This window comes from Mycobacterium sp. BK086 (assembly GCA_004362315.1).
Taxonomy (GTDB): Bacteria; Actinomycetota; Actinomycetes; order Mycobacteriales; family Mycobacteriaceae; genus Mycobacterium.
This window is the reverse complement of the sequence record SNWL01000004.1, coordinates 660,877-672,180: the sequence shown is the minus strand read 5'-3', so window position 1 is coordinate 672,180 and position 11,304 is coordinate 660,877. Positions and strand designations below refer to the sequence as shown.

At 66.8% G+C, this 11,304-nt stretch carries 14 protein-coding genes; 6 read left to right on the top strand and 8 right to left on the bottom strand.

Going from position 1 to position 11,304, the window contains the following annotated elements:
* The first annotated feature begins 39 nt into the window (after positions 1–39).
* Both EV580_RS14020 and EV580_RS14015 read left to right on the top strand, forming a co-directional pair.
* Positions 40–597, top strand: a complete 558-nt coding sequence (locus EV580_RS14020; RefSeq protein ID WP_133691775.1) for a TetR/AcrR family transcriptional regulator — start codon at positions 40–42, stop codon at positions 595–597.
* Positions 598–664: 67 nt separating this feature from the next.
* Positions 665–862: a three-helix bundle dimerization domain-containing protein gene (locus EV580_RS14015; RefSeq protein ID WP_133691774.1), complete on the top strand. Its 198-nt coding sequence runs from the start codon at positions 665–667 to the stop codon at positions 860–862.
* Between the two features lie 10 nt (positions 863–872).
* On the opposite strand, the gene EV580_RS14010 is transcribed toward EV580_RS14015, so the two are convergent.
* The 6 genes from EV580_RS14010 to EV580_RS13985 form a co-directional block, all read right to left on the bottom strand.
* Entirely contained in the window at positions 873–1,172 is a 300-nt protein-coding gene (locus EV580_RS14010; protein WP_133691773.1) for a hypothetical protein, read from the bottom strand.
* A gap of 101 nt (positions 1,173–1,273) precedes the next feature.
* Positions 1,274–1,528: a hypothetical protein gene (locus EV580_RS14005; protein WP_133691772.1), complete on the bottom strand. Its 255-nt coding sequence runs from the start codon at positions 1,526–1,528 to the stop codon at positions 1,274–1,276.
* Positions 1,529–1,618: 90 nt separating this feature from the next.
* Complete coding sequence (locus EV580_RS14000; RefSeq protein ID WP_133691771.1) at positions 1,619–2,380, bottom strand: SDR family NAD(P)-dependent oxidoreductase; 762 nt, start codon at positions 2,378–2,380, stop codon at positions 1,619–1,621.
* Positions 2,377–3,555 (bottom strand): acyl-CoA dehydrogenase family protein, encoded by a 1,179-nt coding sequence (locus EV580_RS13995; protein ID WP_133691770.1) that lies wholly within the window; start codon positions 3,553–3,555, stop codon positions 2,377–2,379. Before EV580_RS13995 ends, EV580_RS14000 begins: the two co-directional genes overlap by 4 nt.
* A complete protein-coding gene (locus tag EV580_RS13990) occupies positions 3,552–4,550 on the bottom strand; it encodes a phosphotransferase family protein (RefSeq protein ID WP_286171593.1) in 999 nt (332 codons plus the stop codon). The genes EV580_RS13995 and EV580_RS13990 overlap by 4 nt, the downstream gene beginning before the upstream one ends.
* 40 nt (positions 4,551–4,590) lie before the next feature.
* Positions 4,591–5,907, bottom strand: a complete 1,317-nt coding sequence (locus EV580_RS13985) for a threonine/serine exporter family protein (RefSeq protein ID WP_133691768.1) — start codon at positions 5,905–5,907, stop codon at positions 4,591–4,593.
* Positions 5,908–5,940: 33 nt separating this feature from the next.
* On the opposite strand from EV580_RS13985, the gene EV580_RS13980 reads away from it, so the two are divergent.
* On the top strand, positions 5,941–6,375 hold the full coding sequence (locus tag EV580_RS13980; RefSeq protein WP_133691767.1) for an MmcQ/YjbR family DNA-binding protein: 435 nt from the start codon (positions 5,941–5,943) through the stop codon (positions 6,373–6,375).
* On the opposite strand, the gene EV580_RS13975 is transcribed toward EV580_RS13980, so the two are convergent.
* Positions 6,281–6,673 (bottom strand): DUF1622 domain-containing protein, encoded by a 393-nt coding sequence (locus tag EV580_RS13975; RefSeq protein ID WP_133691766.1) that lies wholly within the window; start codon positions 6,671–6,673, stop codon positions 6,281–6,283. The genes EV580_RS13980 and EV580_RS13975 overlap by 95 nt on opposite strands.
* Before the next feature lie 7 nt (positions 6,674–6,680).
* Positions 6,681–7,151, bottom strand: a complete 471-nt coding sequence (locus EV580_RS13970; protein ID WP_133691765.1) for a DUF4249 domain-containing protein — start codon at positions 7,149–7,151, stop codon at positions 6,681–6,683.
* A gap of 160 nt (positions 7,152–7,311) precedes the next feature.
* Here EV580_RS13970 and EV580_RS13965 point away from each other — a divergent pair, with 160 nt between their 5' ends.
* Genes EV580_RS13965 through EV580_RS13955 form a run of 3 tightly spaced genes read left to right on the top strand, consistent with a single transcriptional unit; the run spans position 7,312 to position 11,289 of the window.
* Positions 7,312–8,016: a response regulator transcription factor gene (locus EV580_RS13965; protein ID WP_166654736.1), complete on the top strand. Its 705-nt coding sequence runs from the start codon at positions 7,312–7,314 to the stop codon at positions 8,014–8,016.
* Positions 7,994–9,496, top strand: a complete 1,503-nt coding sequence (locus tag EV580_RS13960) for a sensor histidine kinase (RefSeq protein ID WP_133691763.1) — start codon at positions 7,994–7,996, stop codon at positions 9,494–9,496. Before EV580_RS13965 ends, EV580_RS13960 begins: the two co-directional genes overlap by 23 nt.
* Positions 9,493–11,289 (top strand): glycosyltransferase family 39 protein, encoded by a 1,797-nt coding sequence (locus EV580_RS13955; protein ID WP_133691762.1) that lies wholly within the window; start codon positions 9,493–9,495, stop codon positions 11,287–11,289. The genes EV580_RS13960 and EV580_RS13955 overlap by 4 nt, the downstream gene beginning before the upstream one ends.
* Positions 11,290–11,304 lie beyond the last annotated feature (15 nt).

The following is an 11,304-nucleotide window of genomic DNA, read 5'->3' as shown; positions in this document are numbered from 1 at the left end:
TGTTAGTGATGTCAACAGTTGTTGAATAGAATGGTCCCCATGGCAACGAAACCGCGCGACGGTGAGGCGACGCGGGCCCGGATTCTGGCCGAGGCCCGATCTCAATTCGGCGAGCGCGGTTTCGAGCGCACGACCATCCGCTCGATCGCGTCGGCGGCCGGCGTCGACCCGGCGCTGGTCATGCACTACTTCGGCAACAAGGCCGATCTGTTTGCCGCGGCCTCTCGGGCGGCCATCACGTTCCCCGATCTCACCGGGGTGGCGCCCGACAATGTCGTCGACAAAGTGTTGCCGCTGTTCGTCGAGGTCTGGGGGCCGAGCGGTCCGTTCCTGCCGCTGTTGCGTTCGGCGTCGACCAATCGCATGGCCGCCGAGGCGCTACTGAGTGTCTTCGTCGACCAGGTGGCCCCGGCGCTGGCCGCGGTGGTGCCCGATCAGCCCGCGCAGCGGGCGGCCTTGGTCGGCACCCAGATGCTCGGTCTCGCGGTCGGCCGCTACGTGCTCGGGATTCCGCCGCTGGTGACCATGGATGACGCAACGCTCACCGAATGGTTGCGCCCGGTCTTGGCGCACTACCTCGGCGATCCGGCACCGTGACGGACATCAAATTGACCGGGCTGCCTGGATGGCCCAGAGTAGAAGCGTGGGAAATGTAAGTGAAGTTATGTTGATCGAGCAGGTGGTGGACCGCTTGGCCGCGGCCTACTCCGACCACCCTCGTGATGACGTAGCTCGCACGGTTGCCGAGGCGCACGATCATTTCCACGACAGCACGGTTCGCGAATTCATCCCGCTACTGGTGGAGCGCCGCGCCCGCGCGGAGCTGGCCCGCACCAGCGGGCTGCTCGTGTGGTCGTCGTGACCCGAAGGGGCTAGACCGCCCCGGCGTTCTCGCCCTCATCGGTGTACTCGGGCTGGTTCGGCTGAGGAGCGTTGCCCGTGCCGCCGGCGTCCTGGCCCTCTTTCCAATACAGATCGTCGGTCGGAAGCGGCGCGGGGCCGGTGCCGCCGGCGTTCTCGTTGGCGTCCCAGTAGTACGGCTCGGTGGGATCCGGCCACAGCAGGCCGCTGCCCGAGTCGTCAGCCGTGGCCGTGGCGGCGGCCGAGAGCGTGATCGCCGTCATCGCCAGGGCGGCAAGGCCCGCCGATACCAGTTGTGCGCGCACCTTCACGAACGGATCTCCTCTTCGTCAGGCCGTCAATCATTGCCGATTCCGCTTGACGACTCAGGATTTCTGCCGCAGTTGGCGAGGAGGTGAACGGCGGGTGAAGCTCAGGAGCGCATGGCGACCAGTGGAGCCACATCGGGAGCCACGGCGTGAACGGGCCGAATCCGCTGTGCGACATAGCGGACCGCGTAGACCTGAGCGACCCCGACCGCAACGACGGGCCACAGCGCACCGGCGATGGCCGACCAGACGCCGCGGGCGATGTCACCGGGCGGGTCATAGGACTGGAAGTGGGGGCTGAGGAGCCAGGTGGCGGCAGCGACGAGCACCGCCACCACCGTGTACAGATCGACCCACATCACACGAGAGTCGCAGATCCTTCTTAGAGACAGATGTCGCCATCTTGTGAAGGCCCTGAGAAGCCCCGAATCGACGCGTGACCGTTATCACTACGTGATCGTGAGCCCGCCGTCGACGATAATTGTCTGGCCCGTAACATAACCCGCCGCCGGCGACGCCAGCCACACTGCGGTAGCGGCCAATTCGGCGGGATCGCCGAGTCGGCCCATCACGATCCGTGGCAGCTGCTGTTCGAGGTAACCCGGCTGGTATTCGTCGGTCATCTCGCTCTTGAAGAAGCCCGGCGCCAGCCCGTTGACGCGAATCCCCTTGCGGGATCCCCACTGTTGGGCCAGATCGCGGGTCAGTCCGATCACCCCGGCCTTCGATGCGCTGTACGCGGCTTGCGGAAGACCGCCGGTGGTGATGCCAAGAATGCTGGAAATGTTGATGATTGAGCTTCCGGCCGCCATCACCCGGCCGCAGGACTGCGCCATCCAGTACGAGCCGTTCAGGTTGACATCGATGACCTTGCGGAACTCGTCGGGAGTCTCGCGGGTCGCCGGTACCGCGGTGCCCACGCCGGCGTTGTTGACCAGCACGTCGACCCGGCCGAACTTCTCGATCGCCGCATCGACCAGCTGCTGGCATTGGTCGGGGTCCGCGACGTCGGTCTTCTTGGTGAGCACGTTGCGGCCGGCCTTTTCGACAAGGGCCGCCGTGCTTGCCATCTGCTCCACCCGCCGGGCACCGAGCACCAGGTCGGCGCCGGCTTCGGCGAAGGCTTGCGCGAATGACACGCCCAGCCCCGAGGATGCACCGGTGACGATGACGACCTTGTCGTCGAGACGAAACGAATCAAGGACGCTCATGACGGGTTCCTCAGGATCTGGCGGGCGATCGCGTACTTGTGCACTTCGGTCGGGCCGTCGTAGATGCGGAACGCGCGCATGTCCGAGAAGATCATACCGACCGGGGTTTCATCGGAAATGCCCATGCCGCCGAGGATTTGCACACAGCGGTCGGCGACCTTGAACAACTCCTCGGACACGTAGGCCTTCACCATCGAACTCTCGTGGCGGCCCTTGGCGCCGGTGTCCAGTGCCCAGCACGCCCACCAGATCGCCAGTCGGCACTGCTGCAAGGCGATCTCGTTGTCGGCCAACATGAAGCCCACGCCCTGATGCTCGCCGAGCGGCTTGCCGAAACCGGTGCGGGTGCGGGCGTGTTCGATCGCGATCGAGTGAGCCCGCGATGCGGCACCCAGCCAGCGCATACAGTGCGTCAATCGTGCTGGAGTCAAGCGCAATTGGGCGTAGCGCAGCGCCTGTCCGACCTCGCCGAGCACCGCCGACGCGGGCAGCCGCAGGTTGTTGAACTGGATCACGCCGTGGCCCTCGACGTAGTTGCGGTCCATCGTGTCCATCACGCGCTCGAGCTCGATGCCCGGGGTCTGCCCGTCGCACAGGAACAGCGTCGGGCCGTCCGCGCCATGGGAGTTCGGTGCGACGCGGGCCATGATGATCCAGGTCCGCGCCTTGTTGGCTCCGGTGATCAGCCACTTCCGGCCGTTGATCACGTAGTCGGTGCCGTCGAAAACCGCTTCCGTGGCAAGCTGATTCGGATCTGATCCGGCCCCGCCGGGTTCGGTCATCGCGAACACCGATCGCTGCCTGCCGTCGATCACCGGAACCAGGAACTTCTCGGCCTGCTCCTCGGTGGCGATCTTGGACAGCACGAACATGTTGCCCTCGTCGGGTGCCGCACAGTTCAGCGCGACCGGCCCGAGTGTGGACCAACCGGCGGCCTCGAACAGCACCGCCTGTTCGCGGTGGGACGGTTCGCGGCCGCCGAATCGGTTCGGCGCCTGGAAGGTGAGCAGTCCGGCATCGCGGGCCAGGCCGACGAGCTCGGTGCGCAGCTCCTCGTTGGGCCCGTGCCGGGTGATGCGCGGATCCCGTTCGTAGGGAACGATTTTGTCGACGACAAACGCGTGTATCTCGTCGCGTAGCGCCGCCAGGTCGCTGGGAATCTCGAAATCGATCATCGTTGTCCCTCCATCAGTGCCAAAGCTCGCTCGAACAGGCGCACCGTCGCGGTGTGCAGGTGGTCACCAATCTCCTTGGGCGCCAGCCCCGCAGCGGCGCGGGCATTGGATCCCTCCAGGATGATGCCGAGTTTGAAACAGGCCAGCACGGTGTACCAGTCGATATTGGACAGGTCGCGGGTGGTGTTCTGGGCGTAGCGCTCGATCAATTCGTCCGGGGTGGCCAGATCGCCGGCACCCATAAGCGCATTGCCCAGCATCGAGTCGCGGCCGGGCGCGTACCAGGTGGCCAGCATCCACGCGAGATCCAACAGCGGATCGCCGATGGTGCACATCTCCCAGTCGACGATGGCCACCACGTCGGGACCGGTGGGCGAGAACATCACGTTCGCGGCGTGGTAGTCGCCGTGCATGATGCCCGGCTGCCATTCGGTGGGTTGGTTCTTCTGCAGCCAGGTCGCGACGGCGTCGACATCGCCGATCTCGGGCCCCGGGTAGTTGTCGAACCCGCTGTAGGACTCAAGCTCCGAAAGCCACCGTGGCACTTGGCGTTCCAGGAATCCGTCCGCCTTGCCGAAGTCGGCCAAGCCGACCGCGACATGGTCGACGGCACCGAGCTTGGCCGCGGCGTCGACCATCGACAGACCCATCCCGTGACGGATCTCGGCGTCACCGGCATGCAGCGGCGGCAACATCGACCCGGCGTTGAAGCCGTCGACGGGTTCCATCAGATAGAACACCGCGTCACCGAGGACGGCGGTGTCCTCGCACACCGCGATCAGTCGCGGGTGCGGGACGTCGGTTCCGGCCAGCGCATGCAGTACCCGGGTCTCGCGCAGGATCACCTTGTTGCTGACCGGCCGCAGATGCAGCGGTCCTCGCCGGAACACATACTCACGGCCTGACCTGGTGAAACGGAGCATGACGTTCTGGGTGCCGCCGGTGATCTCGGAGACGTTTTCCAGCGGGCCGTCACCCAGGCCCTGCTCCGACATCCACGCGCTCACTGCGCTCAGGTCGTCCACCCCGGAGAACCTACCGTACGGTTGGTTGACCCAGTCCCTTCGGCCAGGGCAACCGGCTGTCGATGGTGCGGAACACGCTCCAGCCGATCACCGTGCCCAACGCGATCGACAGGATCGCCGCCGCGGTGACGCCGAGGCTGGCCACCCCGATGTTGCCGCCGGTGGCGGCCTGGCTCACCGACTCGAAACTCAGTGCGCCGGGGACCAGCGCCCAGAATGCGGCCAGCATCATCACGATCGCCGGGGGTGAGGTCTTGATGCGTGATGCCAGCATGGCGAACGGCACCGTCAGGAATGCGCCGATGAAGCCGGAATACGCTGCGGCGACGAACTTTCCGGCGATTGCCTGGCCCACCAGTGCGACGGCGATCGCGGCCACCAGCCACAGGAACGAGCCGCGCGGCGCGGACAGGTAGACATACAGCCCCAGCGCCACCACGAGGATCGCCACGTACAAGGACCAGGGCCCCATCTGTGTCGACGGTGTCTGCGGCAGCACCTCCCCGGCCACGTGCACACCCAATGCGACGCCGAACACCAGCAACGCCAGTTGGGCGATGCCGTACACCAGCCGGCTGGTGCCGCCGATCAGCTGATTACTGGCCAACTCCATGGCGCCGATGGTCAGCGACATCCCGGGCAGCATCGCCACCAACGCCGGGGCGATCACCCGGAGCAGGCCGTCGTTGGCGGTGTCGGCCACGAACCAGGTCGCCAGGATCGTCACGACCATCGCCGCCAGCGTGGGCAGGACCGGGTTGAGCGACGGGAACGGCCGCCCCAGCAGGGCGATCGCACCGACCACCAAGCCAAGGAATACGTAGCCGGGCAATGAAGCCCACGTGGGATTGATGATCATGCCGAAACCCACTGTCGTGACGGCATATCCGATCGTGGTGGCGATGGGGCCGAACCTCGGCCGCAGGGTGCGAGCCCGCTGCGTGGCCTCGATCGCATCGGCGGGCGTGATCGCACCGACGGCGGCCAGGCTGGCGATGTCATCGATGCGGCCGGCCATGTTCAGCTGCACCGAATACGTCGTCGAGGTGTCGACCTCGTAGCCGACGGTGCCCACCTGGATCATCAGGACAGTCGGCAGCACCACGATGCGCACCGGCGCAGTGGTGTACTGCGCGGCGATCTCCAGCAGCCGCCCGAATACCAGCTGGGTGGGCTGTTCGACTTCCAGCAGGGCGATGCCGATCTCCCGCAGCATCGCCGCGACCTCGCCCTGGTCGTGGGAATCGGGCGGCCCCAGCGGTTCCGGGGGCGTCTTGCGGATCGCGTCGAAGATTCGTGCACGCCGGGCCCGTCGCTTTTCGTCCACGTCCCCATCATGGCGAACCGGTAGCGTCGAGTCATGGGTGACCGCCCGGCGAAGGTCAGCGATGTCCACGAATTCGCGGCATCGATGCCTCACGTCAGCCGGATCGAAGGACCCAAGGGCAATCCGGTCTATCAAGTCGGCGCAAAGTCGTTCGTGTACTTCCGCACTCCGCGTCCCGACGCGGCCGACCCGGCAACCGGCGAGCGCTACACCGACATCATCATCCTATGGGTGGAATCCGAGGCCGACAAGCTGAGTCTTGTGCAGGACCCCGATTCACCGTTCTTCACCACCGAGCATTTCAACGGCCATCCGTCGGTGCTCGTGCGCGCCAGCAGGCTCGGCGAGATCGGGCGGGCTGAACTCCGCGAACTCATTGCGGATGCGTGGCTGTCCCGGGCGTCGGCGCGACGGGGTCAGGCGTGGCTGGCTTCTGGCGGTTTTTCTGCCACGGCCAGTAACCCGTGATCTCCAATTCGAGCGAGAAGCTCAGGAACGTTCGGATCAGCACGATGCCAGCCAGCACGGCGACACTGCGGGCGTCGGGCGTCACCGCCACGGTGCGAATGATGTCCGCGGCCACCAGCAGCTCCAGACCCAGCAGGATCGAGCGGCCGAGCTGTTGGCGAAACGCCAGGTAGGCCTGCCCGGTCTTGAGTCGAGGGATCACACCGGCCGCCGAAATCAGCGCGCCGATCGCGATCACGGCGACGCCGGCGGCGTCGATCCCCTTGCCGACCGTCTCGATGACCTCGTAGAAGCCCATCGAAAAATTATCTGGCGGGCATCACCGTCGTGGCTGTTGCCACGCCGCCCTGCTGGGTCGCCCGCACCGACACCTGCTCACCGGATTGCAGGGGCTGTGCGGGCTTTCGGGTGTCGGCGTCGAGTACATAGGTCTGGCTGAAACCGTCCTGACTGTGCACGGTGACCGAGGTGTCGGAGGCGGCGGTGACGTTGCCGGTCTGGGTCAGCTCGGTGCTGAAGCCGCCCTCACCGTCGGAGACAACGTTTTGGCCGTGCAGCGTCCGCTGGAAGCCGCCGGGACCACCGGGCCCGCCCCAGCCCGGCGGGCCGCCGGCGTGCCCTTGCCCTTCGCTACCGCCGGTGGCGGCATAGACCACCACGCCACCGACGGCGGCCAGCGCGGCGGCGATGCCGACGGCCGCCACCGTCGTGCGGGTTGACCACGTCTTCGGGTGGTCTGTGGGAGCACCCCACACGGGTTGCTGTTGGTCACTCATGCCACCACGGTGGGCACCGAACCTGGGTGTTCGCTGTGTGCGCGATCAGCGGGGTCTGTGCGCGACGTTTCACAGCTGGCGCATAGCAATGCCATAGGGATGGCTAATTCGCGCTCGCATACTGGAGTACATGACCTCTTCAGCGGCCGAACGTGTAGTGATGCGACGAGCCGACGGAAACCCGATCACCGTTCTTGTCGTCGACGACGAGACCGTGCTCGCCGAGATGGTGTCGATGGCGCTGCGCTACGAGGGCTGGAACATCGCCACCGCCGCCGATGGCGCGTCGGCGATTACGGCGGCACGCGGCTCGCGACCGGATGCGGTGGTGCTCGACGTGATGTTGCCCGATATGAGCGGTCTGGACGTCCTGCGCAAACTGCGTGAGCAGAACCCGCAGCTTCCCGTCCTCCTGCTGACCGCGAAGGACGCGTTGGAGGACCGCATCGCCGGCCTGACCGCGGGCGGCGACGACTACGTCACCAAACCCTTCTCGATCGAGGAGGTCGTGCTGCGGCTGCGGGCGCTGCTGCGCCGCACCGGTGTCACCGAAGAGGACAGCGGCGCGCAGATCGTGGTCGGTGACCTGGTGCTCGACGAGGACAGTCACGAGGTCACCCGCGGCGGCGAACCCATCGCGCTCACCTCGACCGAATTCGAACTGCTGCGGTTCCTGATGCGCAACCCCAAGCGAGTGTTGTCGAAAGCCCAGATCCTGGACCGGGTTTGGAGCTACGACTTCGGCGGTCGGTCCAACATCGTCGAGCTCTACATCTCCTACCTGCGCAAGAAAATCGACAGTGGACGCGATCCGATGATCCACACGCTGCGCGGCGCGGGCTATGTTCTCAAGCCTGCGAGCTAGCACCTGGTCGCTGAGCGCCAGGCTGCTGATCGGTCAGCTCTGCCTGTTGTTGGTGGTCTGTCTCGGCATCGGCGCGGTGACGATCCTGGCGCTGCACCACTATCTGGTCGGTCAGGTCGACAATCAGCTGCACGAGACCGCGCGCCGCTCGGCCATCATCTACGGCGAGCCGCCGCCTCCGCCGTTGCCACCGCCGATGCGGGGCAACCGGCCACCGTGGCCGCGGCCCGGGCCCGGCCCGGAATTCCTCGATGCACCGGGCCAGCCGATTGGGATGGTCGCGGCCGTCATCACCAACGGAACCATCAGTGACGCGGGATTGCTCGGCCCGGGTGGGGATCGCGCTGCGGTGCCGCCCGGTGCGGTGAGCCAGCTGGCACAGATCACCGGTACCCGAAAGATCGTGACGCGCGATCTCGACGGCCTGGGCACCTATCGGGTGACGGCGATTCGCAGCCGGCTGACCGGCGAGACCTTGGTCATCGGGCTGAGTATGGACAACGTCGAAGCGACGCTGTTGCGGGTGGCGCTGATCTTCGGCGTGGTGGCGGTGATCGCACTGGCGGTGGCCACCACCGTCGGCATCCTGATCAACCGTCGGGCGCTGGCGCCGCTGACCCGGGTGGTGGCGACCGCGGGTGAGGTGGCCAATCTTCCGTTGGATCGCGGCGAAGTTGCGCTCCCCGTACGGGTTTCCGAATCCGATGCCAATCCGCACACCGAGGTGGGCCGACTTGGCTTGGCGCTCAACCGCATGCTCGACCACATCGCGACCGCGCTGTCGACCCGGCAGGCCAGCGAGAGCCGGGTGCGCCAATTCGTCGCCGACGCCAGCCACGAGCTGCGCACCCCGCTCGCCGCGATCCGCGGCTATACCGAACTGGCGCAACGGAACCGGGACCAGGTGCCCGCTGACGTCGCGCACGCGATGAGCCGGGTCGAGTCGGAGGCCGAACGGATGACGCATCTGGTCGAGGACCTCTTGTTGTTGGCGCGGCTGGATTCGGGTCGTCCGCTGGAACGCGAACCGGTCGACCTGTCCCGACTGTCGGCCGACGTCGCCAGCGACGCCCACATCGCCGGACCGGACTACCAGTGGAACCTCGACGTGCCCCCCGACCCGGTCTATGTCACCGGCGACGACGCCCGGTTGCACCAGGTGGTGGCCAATCTTTTGGCCAACGTCCGCACCCACACCCCGCCGGGGACATCGGTGACGTTGTCGCTGCATGCCGAGCCAGACGTGGCGGTGCTGCGGGTGGCCGATGACGGGCCGGGTATTCCGGCCGAACTGCAGTCCGAGGTGTTCGAGCGTTTCGCCCGCGGTGACACCTCGCGGTCCCGCAAGGCCGGGTCGACCGGACTGGGCCTGGCCATCGCGTCGGCCGTGGTCCGCGCGCACGGCGGCAGCATCGAACTGCGCAGCAAGCCCGGCTTGACCGAGTTCACGGTGCGGTTACCCCGCTCGGCCGAATCATGATCCGCGCCCGGCATTATGGCGGGCTGGCGGTACTCCTGCTCGCGACGGCCGTGCTCTACATCTGGAACCTGGGCGCCAGCGGGTGGGCCAATGCGTTCTATTCGGCTGCCGCCCAAGCAGGTTCGGAGAGCTGGACGGCGTGGCTGTTCGGCTCCAGCGACGCGGCCAACGCGATCACCGTCGACAAGACGCCAGCGGCTCTCTGGGTGACGGGTCTGTCGGCCCGGCTGTTCGGCGTCAATTCGTGGAGCATCCTGCTGCCGCAGGCGGTGGCCGGGGTGGCTGCGGTGGCGGTGTTGTACGTCGCGGTGCGACGGGTCAGTGGCCCGTGGGCTGGACTGTTCGCCGGGGCGGTTCTGGCGTTGACGCCGGCGGCGGCGCTGATGTTCCGATTCAACAATCCCGATGCGCTGCTGGTGCTTTCGCTGGTCGTTGCCGCCTATTTCACTCAGCGATCACTCGACCGCGACGCGGCATGGTGGTGGCTGCCGTTGGCCGGAGTCGCGGTCGGGGTGGGATTCCTGGCCAAGATGCTGCAGGCCTTTCTGGTGCTGCCCGCGCTGGCGGGGGTCTTCCTGCTCGCGGCTGATGTGACCCTGCGGAGCAGGCTCGTGCGGCTGCTCGCGGCGGTGGGGGCCTTGGTGGTCTCGGCAGGCTGGTATCTGGCGCTGGTTGCGCTGTGGCCCGCCAGTGCGCGGCCCTACATCGGCGGTTCGCAACACAATTCGATCGTCGAATTGGCTCTGGGCTACAACGGTTTAGGCCGTCTCACCGGTGACGAGACGGGCGGGCTCGGCAACCTCAACCAGGAGGCCGGCTGGGCTCGGCTGTTCGGCGGCGAGATGGGGACCTACATCGCCTGGCTGGTGCCCGCCGCGATCATCGCGGTGATAGCCGGCCTGGTGATCACTCGGCGCGCGCCGCGTACCGATGTCACGAGGGCGGCGCTGCTGCTGTGGGGTGGCTGGCTGGTGGTCACTGCGGTGGTGTTCTCCTACGCCAACGGCATTCTGCATTCGTACTACACCGTGGCGCTGGCCCCGGCGATCGGCGGCGGCCTCGCGATCGGTACGACTCTGCTGTGGCGACGGCGCGCGGATATCCGGGCGGCAACCACATTGTCGGGGATGATCGCGATCACCGCGGTGCTGGCCTATGTTCTGCTGCAACGTGATTCGCAGTGGTTGCCCTGGCTTCGGGTCGCCATCGCGGTGGTTTCCATCGGCTGTGCGCTCCTGCTGCTCGTGGTGGGCAGATTGCCCCGGCGCGTCGGCGTCGCGGTGGGCACTGCGGCCCTGATCGCCGCTCTGGGTGGACCCGTGGCATTCACGCTGGCGACCGTCGCCGCTCCGCACAGTGGCGCGATGCCTTCTGTCGGGCCCGCGAACGGCCGCGGTGGGCCGCCGGGCGGGATGTTCGACGCACCGACGCCCGGTGCCGAACTGACCACGGCGCTGAAGCAAGACGCCGACCAATTCACCTGGGTCGCAGCGGCTGTCGGCTCGAGTAACGCCGCCGGATATCAGCTCGCCACCGGACTGCCGGTGATGGCCGTCGGCGGCTTCAATGGCACCGACCCCGCCCCGACCCTCGAGCAGTTCCAGTCCTATGTCGCGCAGCGGCGCGTCCACTGGTTCGTGCGCAGTGAAATGCCCGGATTCATGTTCGGCAACCGGTCGGGCAGCGATGCCGCCGAGCGGATTCAGAGCTGGGTGAGGGCCAATTTCACGTCCCGCGAGGTCGACGGCGTCACCGTCTACGACCTGTCGCAGGGATTCATAGCTGCCACATAGCAAGCACCAATTCGG